Raw genomic sequence first — 16,365 nt, forward strand, 5'->3', positions numbered from 1 at the left:
AGTTTGGGCAAAAATAAAGGTTGGGATAATATGCATAAACACCCGAATTTTTGCTCAGGAATCAATCTACTTGCCATTATACTACATTACACGCTGTAGTGGAATAGATACGATATGATAGGAAAGCAAAGCTTGGATATGATAAAATAAAACGATATTGCAATCTTACCAAGACAGGATGAGTGGGAATATGGGTGTAAAGTTACCTTTGATATTTGCTGAGCGAATGAAAAGTTTGCTGGGTGATGAGTTTGAACAATTTATGAAATCTTATGAACAGTCGCCCCATGCGGGACTGAGAGTGAATACGCTGAAAATATCGATGGAACAATTCGATGATATTGCTCCGTTTGATCTAAGACCTATTCCTTGGTGTGAGACAGGGTTCTATGTACCTCATGGTGTTAAACCGGGGCTGCACCCTTATTATCATGCAGGGCTGTATTATATACAGGAACCAAGTGCAATGGCTCCAGTTGAATTATTGCAGGTTGAGCCTGGAGATCGCGTGCTTGATCTGTGTGCTGCCCCGGGAGGGAAAACAACACAGATTGCCGCAAAGCTGCAAGGCAAGGGTGTACTTGTCACGAACGATATCCATGCTGAACGCACAAAAGCGCTAGCCAAGAACGTGGAATTGTACGGGGTACGTAACGCCGTTGTTTTGAATGAGTCGCCAGAGCGGATCGCAAATGCATTTCCTCATTATTTTGACAAAGTATTAATTGATGCGCCTTGTTCAGGTGAAGGTATGTTCCGCAAGGATGAAGACATGGTGAAATCATGGGAACATCATTCGGTGGAAAAATGTGTGCTGATGCAGCGGGATATCTTGGAGACTGCGGCACGATTGCTGGCCCCGGGAGGAACCATCGTATATTCGACATGTACTTTTGCGCCGGAGGAAAATGAAGCAATGATTGCAGAGTTTCTGAATGCAAACCGTGAGTTCGTAGTAATGGACATCCCTGTAGAGACAGGATTTGCTCCAGGACGTCCGGAATGGGTACGTCAGATGATGCCAGAGAAGGCAGAAGAGACGGAAGCCGTACTGGATCAAACGCGTGGAACCGCAAGATTGTGGCCTCACCTTTTGGAAGGGGAAGGACATTATGTCGCTGTATTGCAGCATCGTGCAGGGCAAGGAATGGAAACAGATCAACCTGGAGTAGTTAAAGAAGGAGCAATGGAGTATGGACAGGTCGTGGATGTGTCCAGGATTGAAGTAGAGGGGAACAAGGATCACTCTATTGCTGCTTCTTCAATTGCTATGACCAAGGCTGATCGTAAAAAGGAACGTTTGCTCCGAATCGAATCCCGAGAGTCCCATGACAGACAGGCAGGTGGCGGCAAAAATCCGGGTAGACAGAGCAAAAAAGGTAAAGATCACGGCGGACGTAAATCGGAACGGGGTCAGGGACGCGGTGCTGATCCGTCAAGTATTGATCCGGTTGCGATCTACACTCAGTTTATGAAAGAACAATTGGAGATTGAGTTAATTGGAGAAACGGTTTGTTACGGAGATCGTGTGTATCAATCATCGGTTGGTGCAGTGCGGCTGGAGGGACTGAAAGTCATTCGTCCAGGCTGGTTTATGGGCACGATCAAGAATGGACGATTTGTTCCGTCCCACCCGCTTGCGTGTGCTCTGAATGCATCTGAGGCACGGCGAAGCGTAAATCTGTCATCCGCTGATGGCGAAGCTGTGAGATACCTCAAGGGTGAGACGTTAAATATTGAAGAAGAACGAGTGGTGCTCAAGGCGGATACGTTTGCCAAAGGGTATGTTCTTGTATGTGTAGATGGTTATGCCGCTGGCTGGGGGAAATGGCTGGATGGTGTACTGAAGAATGAATATCCGGCAGGCTGGAGGTGGACATCGGTATGAGTGGAAAAGGCAAACAAACGCTGCGTCTGGACAAAATATTAAGCCATATGGGTGTGGGAACACGAAGTGAACTCAAAAAGATGGTGAAGCAAGGCAGAATCCATGTGGACGGGAAAGCGGTGAAAGACAGTGGTGTACAGGTGAATCCCGAGGTCAACGTCATTGAAGCCGATGGGGAGCGGATTGTGTATCGGGAGATGATCTATCTGATGCTGCATAAACCTCCGGGTGTCGTGTCTGCTACCGAGGATAACAGAGATAAGACGGTGCTGGACCTGCTCCGGAAAGAGGATCGGGTCTTCAATCCGTTTCCTGTCGGACGACTGGATAAGGATACGGAAGGACTACTCATTCTTACGAATGATGGTCCACTTGCGCATGATCTGTTATCTCCACGCAAGCACGTGCCCAAAACCTATGAAGCGCGTGTACTGGGGAGTGTGGATGAAGATGATGTGCAACGTTTCAAAGCGGGCATTCAATTGGATGACGGATACGAGACGCTACCGGCCGAACTGACTATACTTGGTCAGGAAGAAACGGAAGAAGGTACGATCTCGTCGATCTCGCTTATTATTCACGAAGGGAAATTTCACCAGGTGAAACGTATGTTTCAGGCGGTAGGCAAGCGAGTGATTTATCTGAAACGCGTTGCCATGGGTGAGCTGGAACTAGCTTCCGATCTTGCTATCGGAAGCTATCGTGAACTAAGCGCAGACGAGTTGAACCTTCTGCGGAAGTAAAAGCTCCCGCCCTTCGCGAAGCGGAGCAGGGAGTCGTGGAGGGAAGCGAAGCCCCGGTACGAACGCCGAAGGCGGGAAAGCTCCCGTCCTTCACGAAGTGAAGCAGGGAGTTGTGGAGGGAAGCGAAGCCCCGGTACGAACGCCGAAGGCGAGAAAGCTCCCGTCCTTCGCGAAGCGGAGCAGGGAGCCGGGCAGAGAGCGAAGCCCTGCCCGCAATGGTCCCGGTTAAGCTTGGGCGGGACCACTGCTGACCAGCAGTTTACCCGGCAACAAGCGTTCCTACGCCAACCGTTACATAGCAAGACCCGACCTACCACCGTTGAGCAAGAAGGGAGTCCAGAGGGCAGAGCCCTCTGGGGCCCTCCCTCGGAAGGGAGGGTTTGGGTGGGTGCGACTACTAATAGATGAGGAATGAAGCCAGAATGACTTATAAATTAATTGCACTTGATGTAGATGGAACATTGCTGAATGATCATCATGAACTTACCGAATGGACTCAGGAGACCTTGATTCAAGCTTCCCGTCAGGGCGCAGAGATTGTTCTGTGTTCAGGTAGAGGTCCTGCCAACACGATTCCTTTTATGGAACAGATGGGACTGGATGGATATGTGATTACACATAATGGTGCCGTAACCGCACAAGTGGATACCCGTGAGGTGGTTCATCATTTTGCATTAGATGGACAAGGATTGGAGCCGATCATATCCTACTGTCGAACCAATGGAGTACATTTTGACATCAATACAGCATTTGGTCTGTATGTGGATCAACCGGAAGGTTTGGGTTTGCAGGTGCGTGAGATGTATTACAACTTTATGGCAGAGCCACTGAAGTTACCCAAGTGGGTTGACATGACAGAACCGCTGGCGAAATTCACTGCATTTGGTCCGATTGAACAGATGGATGCAGTACTTCAGGAATGGTCTACCTGGAATCTGCCTTATTATATGACACGGAGTGGTGACTTTTTTATTGACCTGATGCATCCCGAAGCGTCCAAAGGCGCTGCACTTAAAAGGCTGACCGAATCCAAAGGAATCATGCCTTCGGAGATCATGGCGATTGGCAACTACTTCAATGATATTACGATGCTGACCTTTGCGGGTAAAGGCATCGCTATGGATAACTCACCGGACGAGGTGAAAGCTGCTGCGGACGAGGTTACACTCTCCAATAACGAGCAAGGTGTTGCACACGCAATTCAAAAATATGTGTTATCCGTCTAAGCTTACATCTTATATTTGAAATGCACGCTTCCCTCATAATCTACCGTCCTTAGGGGCATCATAAGAGAATAACCTTAGGAATGGAGGAGGACACGTGATGAAATATGATGTGGAATTGGTTGCTGACCTGCGGACATCAGGTGGAGAAGTGCAGGACGTGATGGTTAATGGTCAATATGCGGGTTCACTTTTGCTTGTGTACAGAGAAGGAGACCGTTTATCAGGTAGTCTTCAGATCGAGCAGGAGTCTCTGCCAGATGGTACAGAGCAACATATTGTAGAAAAAGTGCATGCTTATGTCCGATCTCTTGCAGATGCGTTGCAAGCTGCATATTATGAAGTGCTGGTTAGTTGTGGCTCACTACATTCGGTTCTGCATAAGACTGAGTCAGAGACAGTGTGGTCGTCAGAAGATATGAATCATGACGAAGGCAGCTACGACGAGATAGACAACATGGAGAGTAAGGTAATTCCTGTTTCACAAGCCGAATCGTTTACATATGAAGATCGGGATCAGGTTCTGGAGATGGAGATGGTAAGCGCGGGACGCAGCATATCCACGTATATATTCAATGATGTCGAAGGACAGGAACTTGCAGAAGCTTCCTTAAAACAATATGGCGCTGATGTACAAGGTGAAATACACTGGTATGACGAGCCGGAAGAGCATCAAATGGAAGCCGCGGCAGAGTTGCTGGTCAGAGAGCTGGATGAGGACATCATCGATACGATTACGATCCGCATGTGGCATCAGGGCAACGAACTTGAGACATTAGAGTGGATACATCGTGATTTCACCGAGGAGTTTGAGGATACCGATGAATCGGATCTGTATGCTTCGGAGGCTGCTGAAGAAGCATGTTATGTCATGCTGAAGCGTAAGGATCGGGAGTTCCGGGTTTATGAGCTGTTTCTTCAGGAACGAGGTGGATTGCCTGTGGGAACAGCAACAATAGACACCTCTCAATCCGATCTGACGGGATACATCGATTACGAGGTTCCTGGAACCAGCGTGCAGCGAAAGAGCCTGGTCGAAGTGTTGATGCAGGAATTGGACAAGGAAATGGAGTTTGATACGCTGCACCTTACGATGTTGTATCGAAATCAGATTATTGATGAAGCCAGAATAGATGGGTAAAAGGCAGCTGCCTTTTACCTTTTTTTGTACTCATTTTGACGAAAAATCCATTTCCCGGTATAGTACCATTAGTTTAACAGAGATCAAGAAGCGGAGGAGAACAATGATGCACTCATTCAGGATCAGTAGCGAATATATTAACGATGGTTTTCAAGCGGTTCAGGCGAAGCCGGAAGATACGGAGGATGTGATGTCGCTGCTGGTGGAGACAGCCGAATGGTTACAGAGCCAAGGTTCTTCCCAATGGAACGCTTTGCTTAAAGGTGAAGATTCACATGATACGGCAGGGGCGATTCTGCGTGGGGATGTGTTTGTATTTAAAAAAGGAGCGGACGTAGCGGGGATGGTCATCCTTTTGGTTCAGCCAAGCCCTTGGGATATTCATCTTTGGAGTTCAAAAGCTCATGCCGAGGATGGCGCAATTTATCTGCATCGGCTGGCGATTCGAAGAAAATATGCACAGTGCGGTCTGGGACGGTCCATTTTGCAATGGTCCAGCAGCGGCATACATTTTGAAGGCAAACATACTGTTCGGTTAGATTGCGGAGCAAGCAATGCTACGTTGAACGCCTTTTACGCGCGGAACGGGTATACTTTTTTGGGAGAGACCGATGGTTACAGTACATATGAGAAGCCCGTGGAGCTACGGAGCTGAAAATTCTGGTTATCCAATGAATATGTTTGACGACAACGCGAGCGATTGACTGCTGGATTAAAGCTTTTGCTTCTGAGGGGAACGATTCATGAATATGTTGTATATACGAGTTGGTGAACCATGGCTTGGTCCGTTTAGATTTGATTGAGCGGTTTAAATAGCCAAAAGTTTGCACTATCTTTCGTAATATAGATGTTCCTGCTTCCCTATGTCATAATGGATAGTAGATCAGTACGTAAGTCAGAAAGGGGGAAACTAACGGTGAGATTGCTGCAGGCGCTTTTCTTTCCTCCGGAGCAGCCCGGAGGTGTATCCTCTATGATTCCGTATATGCAAGAGAGATTTACAACCCCGAGGTGGGAAATGGATCTGTTCTCGTTGCCAAAGCGAATTCGCAACAAAGGCAGAGAGGAAGTCCGGTTCGAAACGTTTGATTGGACGGAGTATCAGGATAGTCCCGTTGTCCAAAAATATATTCAAACTTATCGTGATTATCTATGGTGGACCAAACTGCGTATTCAGAAGCCCTATGATCTGATCCATGCCCACCACCCAATTGCAGGACTTGCGATGAAAACGGTTTTCCCGGATACACCTCTCATTCAGACGATTCACTCCAGTTATGAACGAGAATTAATCCTTAATGGACGCATTGAAGCGGATGGACCGGAGCATCGATTCCTGCTTGCGATATATGGGGAGCTGGAACACCAGGCAGAGCGCCTCTTAACGGTGTCGGATTCGTTCCGTCGTTATCTGGCTCCCTACGTGAAGGAACCTGATGTCATCGGTGTGATTCCCAATGGATTTGATGAGAAGCGGTTTAAGCCGATTCCTCATGATAATGCGATACCACAGCTGGTCACGGTATGTCGGCTTGTTCCGGCGAAAGGGTTGGATATTCTTTTCAAAGCCTGTGCGGAACTGAAGGGTCGAGGTCATGATTATGTGTTACATATTATTGGAGATGGACCGATTCGTCCTGATCTGGAAGAATTGGCGCAGCGATTGGGGATCTATAATGAGACCATTTTCTATGGTTACACACTGCACCCTGAAGAATTCATGCCATTCTTCGATATTTTTGTACTTCCTTCACGGGCAGAAGCATTTGGTTCCGTCTTCGCTGAAGCGGCGCTGAGTTGTCTTGCCCTTGTGGGTACGGATGTAGGTGGTATACCGGAACAGATCGAGAACGGTAGCAATGGGTTGCTTGTACCGGCAGAAGATTCTTCTGCATTGGCTGAAGCGTTGGAAAAGGTGATGCTGGACCCGGCTTATCGTTATGAACTTGCTCGTTCAGCGTGTGAAAAAGCCAAGACACATTACTCGCTCGGCAGATCGGTCAATGAGTTGAAAAAGATGTATCTACAGTTTCCCAGCAAAGCTTAAAATGGATAGCAAAAAGGGTGAGCCGCTGTGCTAAACAGCGGCTTTTTGTCATGTTTAAAGGAAACAGTTCGCGCGATGAGTTATGGTTATGGTGCAAACGGATGTTCATATTCATGAAGAAGTACGTTTAACGTTTACATATTGTTGCGTCTACGAAAAGCGCCCCAGCGATTCAGTACCAATTTGGCTGCCCAGAACAGTGCCAAACTTCCGAAGATCGGGTAAAGGATGGATAGCAGAGAACTGAATCCAAACTGACTGAGTGAGTAACACAGCAGCATAATGGTTAATGTAATGAGACGAGGATGCACACGTATATGTTGTCTGAGTTGCAAGGTCATGCCGTAGATATCGGCAACAAATGTACTGAATATTTCCATGAAAATAAGGGATACATACACAGATTGCACTGCCCATCCAAGTTGGAAGGCAATGCTGCCCATCGGGATTTCGAATTGGATAATGCCTGGCATCTGTGCTGACATGGCAAAATGAGCTGCCATCAGCATGAAACCTACGCCAATTCCACCCAATACTCCGCCCCACTTCAGCACGTTCCGACTACGAATCTGGTTACCTACAGGCACAAGAACAGCTTGAGCTAACGCCAGATTGAACGAAGTATACAGCAGTGGAGACAGCCAAACTTGAATAGGGTTTGAGTCTGTTGTCAGTGTGATGAATCGGGAAGCACCTGGATGATGGATGGTACTGGTGATCATAAGCAGAGATAACAGGAGCATCATGGGAACTACGATGCTATTCATTTGAAGGATGGCCTGAATGCCCCGACCGAGTAGCAGATAAGTCCCTACAAGTGTAACGATCAGACCGGTCTGATAATGCAAACCCAGATGTTCGACAAAAACGGAACCTGCTCCGGCAAGCATGACACTGTTCACGCCAATGAGAATGAGAAGGGTCACCCAGGTGATCCATTTGCCCGCCTTGGGGCCGAATAAATGTTTGTTCAGATCCTCATAAGAGCGGGACCCGGTATCGTGGGCGATCAGCATCATTTTGGTACCTAACCAGACAAAGAGCATGGTGGATAAGCCTATGGTGACGGTGGCCCATTTGCCATACTGGGTAAAAAACTGCAAAATTTCCTGCCCTGTAGCGAAGCCGGCTCCGACAACCGTTCCGATGTATGTAAATGCGATCTGCAGCACCCGAAATGCCTGTTTCATGTGTTTCCCCTCTCAGGCCCCTGTTTAGTTTGGACATGCGGGTACCATGGTACAAGGTATGCTTGACCCATGAAAGTCATGACAATCGATAATGAGCTTTGGCTTGAATTACGTCTCAGGGACAGCACCCAGGCAATTTCGCTTGAACTTATAGATAGATATATGATACTTTTACCTCATAGGATAGGCTTGGGAGGTCAAATCATGGAATTATTGAAACAACGAATTTTACAAGAGGGTGTTGTAATCTCGGATCAAGTATTAAAGCTGGATGGTCTGTTGAACCACCAGATTGATCCTGCACTAACGATGGAGATGGGGCGTGAGTTCGCTGCCCGTTTTCGTGAAAGTGGAGTGACCCGTGTAATCACGGTAGAATCCTCGGGGATTCCGGTTGCGTTTGCCGCGGCCTATGAACTTGGGGTGCCACTTGTATTCGCCCGTCGCAAAAAAACACTTCTAGCTGATCCTGATGCTTACTGTGAACGTGTACCGTCCTTTACCAAAGGAATTGTAACTGACATTATGGTATCCCGCGAGTTCATTCATGAGAATGACCGCATTTTGTTCATTGATGATATCATTGCCAATGGTGATGCCGCTCGTGGCGTCATCAAAATTATCGAGCGTTCCGGTGCGGAACTCGTCGGATTCGGCGTTGTGGTCGAGAAAAGTTTCCAGGCAGGGGCACGTACGATTCGTGAACAGGGGATTCCGGTGGAAGCCTTGGTACGCATTCGTTCCCTGAACGATGGAACAGTACAATTTGACGATAACGAAATGTGACATTTTAAAGGAATAGGGCCTATTTTTTGAACTATGCCTTTGCATGACCGCGGATTTCATTTATAATGGGGTTATGTTAGGGAGAGGAGGCAACACCATGGGGAACCAACCGGCAACAGAACAATTTTTTAATGATAAGCTGGCGGAATCGAAAGTTCATTTTGAACGTGCCCTGGATTGTAAACATACGGAATTCGATGACCTTTATCCCTATATGATTGAACATCCTCAATTTTTCTGGTACAAACGCTATGTTGCCTGGTCAGAATTACTGACGATTGTAGGCTTGTGCGAAGAGTTGTCCTTCTCTTGGAAAGAACAATTTACACCGCATCAAGTGGAGTACCTTGAAGAACGTGTGATGTCCGCCAAAGTGCTTGATTTTTGGTTCGAGAAGAACGACAGCAAAGAGCACGCGCAGCGGTAACTTTCAGTCGGGACAACATTTCGAATGACATGACAGTCCAATACAGTCACGTGAGACCTAAATGACTTTTCATTTAGGTCTCTTTTTGTAAATAAATTTGGAATAGAGGAGCCATGAACATGATTAGTGATACAGAATTGGACGCCCTGCGTCTGTCGGGTGAGAAAGTCAGAGTAGTACGGGACGAGCTGGAATCGAACGATGTAACCGGGATTGTTGTTGCCTGGGATGGCGAGCAGGTACTTATCCGTCGTCAGAATCGACGTGTCGTCAAGCTGGATCGAGGTTACCGATATCAGCTGTTCAGCGAGCCACGCCAGAGTCCACTTAGTGAGTAGCAATCGCTCTTAATTGAGCAGGAACGATGAGCGTTTAAATGTTTGGAATTACCATGATTTCTTGGCATAATTGGCTCACTCGGGAGAGAAGATAGGTACAGTGAGGAAGATCTGTAACTATAGCCGAGAGGGTGTGCTACAAGCCATGACATTGATGAATGATAAAGTTCATGCCTACAAGGATCAGATTGGAGCATTAAGCGATGTGCTGCCAGGTGTGGTGAAGTCGTATCATGAGTTTACGGGAGAATGTTTTCAACCTGGTGTAATTGATGCCAAGACAAAACAGCTGATTGCGCTCGGCATTGGATTGTTTGCCAACAATGAGGTATGTACCTTCTACCATGTAGAAGAAGCCCGTGCCAAGGGTGCAACAGATCAGGAGATTATGGAGACCGTTGCTGTGGCCGGAGCTGTAGGAGGCGGGCATGCCCTGTCTCAGGGTGCGATGCGAGTGCAGAAGGCGCTGCATTAGGTACAGATGGTGGGTAGTCCAAGGACTGTTCGCATAAAAGGGGAAGCCAAACAAAAGAGGAGGTTCCGGGTTGATCCGGAGCCTCCTCTTTTATATCATACCTACATTTTACCCAACATTTTATCATACATAAACTGTCCAGTTACCCGACGTGCTGTTACGTAACGATCATTGAAATAAGGATTGCTCATTTTAGTGATGCTTACACCTTTGCTGCTGGAGGCGTGAGCAAATTGTCCGCCGCCGATATAAACGCCTGTATGTGAAATGCCTTTGCCTGTTGTGTTAAAGAACACCAGATCACCTGTCCGAACATTGCTCTTGGCTACCGGAGTACCTGCTTTGGCTTGCTGTTGCGAAGTACGTGGCAATTCAATGCTGTATTTGTTGAAAAGATATCTCATAAACCCGGAACAGTCGAAGCCGGCCAGAGTCGTGCCACCCCACTTGTAAGGTATACCTGTCATGTTGTTCACTACGGAGTTAATACTGCTTGCCTCTGTGCTTGTTGCCCCGGATGTAAATAGTACAGCCGCTCCAAAAATGGAGATAATCAGTTTTTTCAAAATCAATGTTCTCCCTTCGATGCCTACGGAGTTAGCTAAGGGTTCGGTAGAAGGTTCCCTATATTTCCTATGTATAAGAATAATTCACCCAAAATGGTTCCCCCGTTTTCAAACCTGAAACTCGGCAAATGAATAATTAAGTTTTTGTAACTATTTGAAACTATATTGCATAAATGCGTAATTGTCAAACCCATTTAAAACCCCTCGTAATACCTCAATGTTAGCGGAATTAAGGTTTTTATATGAAAGAAGGGCACAAGTTTGGGTATAATTCATGACAAAAACGTCATTATTGATTCGTTTAAGACGAAATTGGATAAATAAATAAGTTTGTCATGAGTTAAAAGAACTATTCCGTTATGTAGAATTTAAGAAATTATATTCATTAAGTTGCATATATTGACAAAAATCGATTTATTGCATATTATCTGATTATCCAATCCACATATTGGATGAAAATAGATTTTATTGTGTTATACATTCAAATTAAGGAGGTTTAGGACTGGCGTTAATAGGTAAAGTAGATTTGTGAATTTTATTAAAATGAACATGGGAGAGTGTTACATTTGAAAGCGAAAAGAATAATTACTTTTGTCCTGGCATGCACCATGGTTTTCTCAACAGTTGGAATGGCAGTTCTTCCTGTAGGGACGGTATCTGCTGCGGATGCATCCGGTACAACAGCGAGTATTTCTGATATTTTGAAGAACCAGCTGCCGGATGGAGGTTGGAGAAAAGATTATAAACAAACAAGCGGTGAGTGGGCGAAGTCCACGATTGACAACAAGGCTACATACTCAGAAATTAGAAGATTAGCGAAAGAATTTAAAAAGACAAATGATCCGCGATACTCGACAGCTGCAATCAAAGGCATTAACTTTTTGATTAACATGCAGTATTCAAACGGTGGATGGCCACAAGTCTACCAAAGCTCTGGCTATCACAAGCATATTACCTACAATGATGATGCCATGATCAATGTAATGATCATGCTCGATGAAGTAGCAACACGCAAAGGTGATTTCTCGTTTATCGACAGCACACTTGCTAACCGCAGTAAAAACTCAGTTGCCAAAGGTGTGGAGGCGATTCTGAATACACAAGTCGTTTCAGGTGGTAAGCTGACAGCATGGGGACAACAACATGATTCCAGTTCGCTTAAACCTGCAAGCGCAAGAATTTACGAAGTACCATCGCTGACAGCTGGAGAGAGTGTAACAATCGTTAAATTCCTGAAAACGAGACCTGCTAACGCTAAAATTACCGCATCCATTAAAGGAGCGGAGGATTGGTTTAACAAGGTGAAAATTACGGGTTACAAGTATGAAAGAGCAAATGGAGATAGCAAAATTATCGCTGATTCCAAAGCGGGACCGATCTGGGCACGCTTCTATGAAATCGGAACGGATAAACCCATCTTTATTGGTCGTGACGGTGTAGTTAAATACAAATTAAGTGACATTGATAAAGAAAGAAGAGGCGGTTATGCATGGTATGGCAACTGGCCTTCCAAGCTGTAATATGTAGTTGAAGATAAAGCCCGAATGGACAAGCATGTCTGGTTCGGGCTTTCATGTTATTATTTTCAGTGTTGACATGATAGATTCGGCATGATATATTATTTCTTGTCGCCGATATTAATCACGGAGATAAAATATGCGGTCGTGGCGGAATTGGCAGACGCGCACGGTTCAGGTCCGTGTGGGCTAACCCCCCGTGGAGGTTCGAGTCCTCTCGACCGCATCTAATAAAAAGACTCCTCAAGCTAATGCTTGAGGAGTCTTTTTTGTTTGCATTTTTGATATTTATTGTGCTGCGGTAACGTTAATACTGTCGATATTCGGTCCTTCCGTTCCTGTCGTAACGATTCGAAGGGTATTTACACCTGAATTCATAGGAACTTGAATGGTTTTCTCACCCCAGGTGGACCAGCTTCCTGTTGCAGTGAAGGGTTCATTGCTGAGCACTTTGGTGCCATTCACGTAGATGTCCAGATTGCGAGTACCACTCTCCTGGGCGTAACGGAACTTTACGTTTTTGGTACCTGTAATCGTATTGTTGATGTTATTCCATTGAATGGCTGAGCCTGTATACGCGTTAAAGTTCACATATCCTGATCCCGTATATCCCGGGTAAAGTGTTTCAATCACTGCATCAGTCAACGTTGTTCCCGTCTCAGCTTCATATGTGGTGCCAGTGCCTACATTCCCGCCTCCATTGCCACCAGTGAGATCAGCAACAAATGTAGTTACACTCTGTGCAGGAAGCTGGGCTGTGAATGCCCCATTGGAAACATTAATAGGTGCAAGACTTGCCAGATTACGACTGCTGTCCGTCACATACGAAGATACAGTGGAGGCATTGCCATTCTGCAACACAAACCGCTGGCTTGTGGCCGAAGTTCCACGGTTAATTGCCACGACGACGACTTTGTTATCACCTTTGTAAGCTGAGACAAATGTGTTCGTATCTGGATTTTTCGTTGCATCGACTCGCAGGTAGCCTGGACGCACGAATTTAGAGAAATGAGCCATATTATAACCACGTTTGCTTATGGTACCGTCCTCTTTCATCGGACCATACTGTCTGCGGATGTACCACCACACATAAGCCTGGAAATCACCTTCTACCATGGCATTGTGCATGTGATAGGAAACCTCCAGTGCTTCAGGCCAGCGGTCTGCTGAATTGTTGTCACTGTTCGGAACATACACCTCAGTCATCCACAGTTCTTTACCTGCTCCTTTTTGCTTAAAGAGAGGGTAGGCAAAATTCGAAATCTGGGTTCCATACGTATGTGCTCCCAGAATGTCCATGTTGGCAAGTGCTTGCGGATCATTCAGGATTGGGTCGGATATGTTCTTTAAATACTGGAAGGATTCAGGCGCCATGACTTTGGTACCTTGAATGGACCCGGCATTTTCTTTCATGAATCGAAGGATCTCTTGTGGAGTCCACCAGGTCCAGTCATGAGCATAATCCGGTTCATTTTGCACAGAAATAGCATACAGATCTACGCCGTTATTTTTCATGTAGGTTACAAAGTCGTTCAGATGCTGGGCATATGCGGCATATTTGTCGTATTTCAGACGTTTGGCATTCGTATCCCCATTGCGGTTGAACGTTTCAACCATGCTGCTCGGAGGATTCCATGGGGATGCGAATACGAGAGCCCCCTTTTCAATAGCCCGTTTGGCTGTGGCAACTTCACGATACCAGTTATTAGAATCTGGATCGACGTAGATCCTGAGAATTGAAAAGCCTAACTGATTCTGGTCATTACCAAAAGCAGTCTCACGTTGAGCGGGAGTCAGATCACCAATCCAGACAGGATGGTTAATGCCCCCAAAGCCCTTGATCAGTTGTTTTTCCGAGGACAAATTAATGTTGGCATCACTTGCCGCCGAAACTTGTGTAGGACTTAACATGAGGGGTAGAGCTGTTAAGCAGGCCAATAAAACATTGATCGTCTTTTTGAATTTGAATTTCACTACTTTCATCCTCCTCGATAATGGTAAATGGTTACATGGAGAAACCTCGACCAGGGATAACAAATAAGAATAGCAGATTGTCTGGCATCTATTTTATGTAAACCCTTTCAAAACCTCCTTCCATAAATCATAGGAAAGCAATGAAGTACATGACCTCTTTCATTAGTTGATTCTACTAAATAATTCCTAAACTGAAAACCTGACAAATTACAGTATTTTTTCTAATTAATCTCTATTTTCTAACTATTCAATGACAGTTCTTGTCTGAATACAAAGGAGAAAACTGGAATGATGGGGATCTTCGCTTGAGATAGAGGTTTCCATTGGCGGGGGATGTTGTTATTAAGGAAGGCTTTGGCTTACATATTCCTCCCTTCATTATCAAACAATGAGATCACAGAAGTTACGGGGAGGGAATCATGATGAAGGTGCAGAGAAAGATTTATCGATTATTTGCAGGTATCATGGCATTTCTGATTGTGATTTACACAGGCATATCGACAGGAGAGCCTACAGCGGCTGCTTCAGAGTCCCCATCGAATCAGAAACGGTTAGCGATTATCATCGATGATGTTGGTAATGACATGAAGGGTACGGCAGAGATCCTGGCGATGCCAGTTAAACTAACGGTAGCGGTCATGCCTTTTTTGCCAACAACGAAGAAAGATGCGATAGCTGCACATGAAAAGGGGAAGGATGTGATTGTGCACATGCCCATGGAACCCAAGAAAGGACGACCTGAATGGCTGGGCCCGGGTGCAATCACATCCAATCTAACCGATGAAGAAGTCCGCTCCCGCGTGGAGAAAGCAATTGATGATGTGCCCCACGCAATTGGCATGAACAATCATATGGGATCCAAAATCACTTCCGACAAACGCATCATGTCAATTGTGCTTGATGTATGCAAGGAGCGGGGCCTCTTCTTTGTAGACAGCCGTACAAACTTTCGCTCCGTGGTGGGGGAACTGGCCATTTCCAAAAATATGCCACCTGTAGGTAATGACATTTTTCTGGATGATCAAAACTCCAAGCAGCACATTAGCAAGCAAATGGATCTGGCGGCTCAGCGTGCGATCGACAAGAATATTTGTGTTGTCATTGGTCATGTCGGCCATACGGGGTTAAACACATCTGCTGTTGTTCGTGAATCAGTCTCCCGTCTTCAGGGTCAGGTTGAATTTGTGGGCATTGGTGATCTTGTTCGTGAAGTGTGGGACTGGCATGCGGCTCCTACACTACCGACAGGTAATAAATAATTCCGTTCGCAATGGATTGAGCAATTCGTTTTTGTTCAGCGGGATCACTCATCCGGGCTCGATCTGCGGCATTGCTCAAAAATCCGGTTTCCACGATAACGGCAGGTTGCTTCACATAATTCAACATATAGAAGGGCTTGCCCCACACCACTCCGCGCCCCGTACCGCATAACTCGTTCAAGGCATCCTGAATGGATTGGGCCAGCAAATAACTTCTGCCTTCCTTCTGGTGTAGTACTACCGGGCCATGTGTAGACGATCTTGAACTCCAGTTTGCATGGATGCTAACTACGATATCTGTACTCACTTCTTCGCTCAGACTTTTACGTTGGGCAAGATCTCTGGTGTGACGGGAGCGGCTGTTTAGCCAGCGGTTCTCATCGCTAAGTGCATAATCACCAAGTCGATTGATGATAACGGCATAACCCTTGCTGCGAAGCAGGAGATAGACCTTTTGGCTAATGGCGAGGTTGATATCCTTTTCCAGCACACCTTGGGCTGACGTACCACCGTCAATACCGCCATGGCCTACGTCGAGCAGGATAACGGGTGCTGCAAAGGCATGATGACTTGACCGATAAGCATTTCCATCGGTCACCGGCAGCATGGATGGACTGTTCTGGGACGGGGCTGCTTTTCCGTAAGCGACATGGGGCAGCATGGGAAGGCAATGGAAGCTGATCAGCAAGGCTACCGTAGCGGTCAGCAGCTTATACATGGGAATACACACTCCTTCGTGAAATAGGTATCCAATGCAGATTAATGACTCGATGGATACCTTTGGCATTAGA

16 protein-coding genes, 1 tRNA gene and 1 riboswitch are annotated in these 16,365 nt (G+C 46.2%); of the genes, 13 read left to right on the forward strand and 4 right to left on the reverse strand.

Annotated elements, in window-relative coordinates:
* Nucleotides 1-190: 190 nt before the first annotated feature.
* The 6 genes from ABTV53_RS09630 (at nt 191) to ABTV53_RS09655 (ending at nt 7,042) form a co-directional block, all read left to right on the forward strand.
* Nucleotides 191-1,888 (forward strand): RsmB/NOP family class I SAM-dependent RNA methyltransferase, encoded by a 1,698-nt coding sequence (locus ABTV53_RS09630; RefSeq protein WP_433752567.1) that lies wholly within the window; start codon nt 191-193, stop codon nt 1,886-1,888.
* On the forward strand, nt 1,885-2,631 hold the full coding sequence (locus ABTV53_RS09635) for a pseudouridine synthase (protein WP_433752568.1): 747 nt from the start codon (nt 1,885-1,887) through the stop codon (nt 2,629-2,631). The genes ABTV53_RS09630 and ABTV53_RS09635 overlap by 4 nt, the downstream gene beginning before the upstream one ends.
* 422 nt (nt 2,632-3,053) lie before the next feature.
* Complete coding sequence (locus ABTV53_RS09640; RefSeq protein ID WP_433752570.1) at nt 3,054-3,857, forward strand: Cof-type HAD-IIB family hydrolase; 804 nt, start codon at nt 3,054-3,056, stop codon at nt 3,855-3,857.
* A gap of 97 nt (nt 3,858-3,954) precedes the next feature.
* Entirely contained in the window at nt 3,955-4,995 is a 1,041-nt protein-coding gene (locus tag ABTV53_RS09645; protein WP_433752572.1) for a hypothetical protein, read from the forward strand.
* Between the two features lie 106 nt (nt 4,996-5,101).
* A complete protein-coding gene (locus tag ABTV53_RS09650) occupies nt 5,102-5,650 on the forward strand; it encodes a GNAT family N-acetyltransferase (protein ID WP_433754139.1) in 549 nt (182 codons plus the stop codon).
* 261 nt (nt 5,651-5,911) lie between these two features.
* The gene (locus ABTV53_RS09655) at nt 5,912-7,042 is read left to right on the forward strand and encodes a glycosyltransferase family 4 protein (RefSeq protein ID WP_433752574.1); all 1,131 of its coding nucleotides are present in this window, start codon (nt 5,912-5,914) and stop codon (nt 7,040-7,042) included.
* A gap of 134 nt (nt 7,043-7,176) precedes the next feature.
* Here ABTV53_RS09655 and ABTV53_RS09660 read toward each other — a convergent pair whose 3' ends face one another.
* Nucleotides 7,177-8,232: a YkvI family membrane protein gene (locus ABTV53_RS09660; protein WP_433752575.1), complete on the reverse strand. Its 1,056-nt coding sequence runs from the start codon at nt 8,230-8,232 to the stop codon at nt 7,177-7,179.
* Between the two features lie 204 nt (nt 8,233-8,436).
* Between ABTV53_RS09660 and ABTV53_RS09665 the strand changes: the two genes are divergently transcribed.
* The 4 genes from ABTV53_RS09665 to ABTV53_RS09680 all read left to right on the forward strand — a co-directional run bounded on the left by ABTV53_RS09665 (nt 8,437) and on the right by ABTV53_RS09680 (nt 10,258).
* Nucleotides 8,437-9,018, forward strand: a complete 582-nt coding sequence (locus ABTV53_RS09665; protein ID WP_036609617.1) for a xanthine phosphoribosyltransferase — start codon at nt 8,437-8,439, stop codon at nt 9,016-9,018.
* A gap of 97 nt (nt 9,019-9,115) precedes the next feature.
* Entirely contained in the window at nt 9,116-9,445 is a 330-nt protein-coding gene (locus ABTV53_RS09670; protein ID WP_036609615.1) for a hypothetical protein, read from the forward strand.
* A 119-nt stretch (nt 9,446-9,564) separates the two neighbouring features.
* Nucleotides 9,565-9,783 carry a hypothetical protein gene (locus ABTV53_RS09675; RefSeq protein ID WP_307413871.1) on the forward strand — a complete coding sequence of 73 codons (219 nt, stop codon included), beginning with the start codon at nt 9,565-9,567 and terminating at the stop codon, nt 9,781-9,783.
* 145 nt (nt 9,784-9,928) lie between these two features.
* Nucleotides 9,929-10,258, forward strand: a complete 330-nt coding sequence (locus ABTV53_RS09680) for a carboxymuconolactone decarboxylase family protein (protein ID WP_017689352.1) — start codon at nt 9,929-9,931, stop codon at nt 10,256-10,258.
* A gap of 101 nt (nt 10,259-10,359) precedes the next feature.
* On the opposite strand, the gene ABTV53_RS09685 is transcribed toward ABTV53_RS09680, so the two are convergent.
* Nucleotides 10,360-10,824: a C40 family peptidase gene (locus tag ABTV53_RS09685; RefSeq protein ID WP_433752577.1), complete on the reverse strand. Its 465-nt coding sequence runs from the start codon at nt 10,822-10,824 to the stop codon at nt 10,360-10,362.
* A gap of 5 nt (nt 10,825-10,829) precedes the next feature.
* A riboswitch (cyclic di-AMP (ydaO/yuaA leader) is annotated at nt 10,830-10,961 on the reverse strand.
* A gap of 420 nt (nt 10,962-11,381) precedes the next feature.
* Between ABTV53_RS09685 and pelA the strand changes: the two genes are divergently transcribed.
* Together pelA and ABTV53_RS09695 are read left to right on the forward strand one after the other, a co-directional pair.
* On the forward strand, nt 11,382-12,344 hold the full coding sequence (pelA, locus tag ABTV53_RS09690) for a pectate lyase (protein WP_433752579.1): 963 nt from the start codon (nt 11,382-11,384) through the stop codon (nt 12,342-12,344).
* A 138-nt stretch (nt 12,345-12,482) separates the two neighbouring features.
* Nucleotides 12,483-12,567, forward strand: a tRNA-Leu gene (locus tag ABTV53_RS09695).
* Nucleotides 12,568-12,629: 62 nt separating this feature from the next.
* Here the strand turns inward: ABTV53_RS09695 and ABTV53_RS09700 are convergent.
* A complete protein-coding gene (locus ABTV53_RS09700) occupies nt 12,630-14,324 on the reverse strand; it encodes a carbohydrate-binding protein (RefSeq protein ID WP_433752581.1) in 1,695 nt (564 codons plus the stop codon).
* 455 nt (nt 14,325-14,779) lie between these two features.
* Between ABTV53_RS09700 and ABTV53_RS09705 the strand changes: the two genes are divergently transcribed.
* Nucleotides 14,780-15,574 carry a divergent polysaccharide deacetylase family protein gene (locus ABTV53_RS09705; protein ID WP_433754141.1) on the forward strand — a complete coding sequence of 265 codons (795 nt, stop codon included), beginning with the start codon at nt 14,780-14,782 and terminating at the stop codon, nt 15,572-15,574.
* On the opposite strand, the gene ABTV53_RS09710 is transcribed toward ABTV53_RS09705, so the two are convergent.
* The gene (locus ABTV53_RS09710) at nt 15,549-16,292 is read right to left on the reverse strand and encodes an N-acetylmuramoyl-L-alanine amidase family protein (RefSeq protein WP_433752583.1); all 744 of its coding nucleotides are present in this window, start codon (nt 16,290-16,292) and stop codon (nt 15,549-15,551) included. The two genes, ABTV53_RS09705 and ABTV53_RS09710, sit on opposite strands and share 26 nt — an antisense overlap.
* Nucleotides 16,293-16,365: the final 73 nt, after the last annotated feature.

The sequence above is a fragment of the Paenibacillus amylolyticus genome (genome assembly GCF_050990605.1).
GTDB classification, from domain to species: domain Bacteria; phylum Bacillota; class Bacilli; order Paenibacillales; family Paenibacillaceae; genus Paenibacillus; species Paenibacillus amylolyticus_H.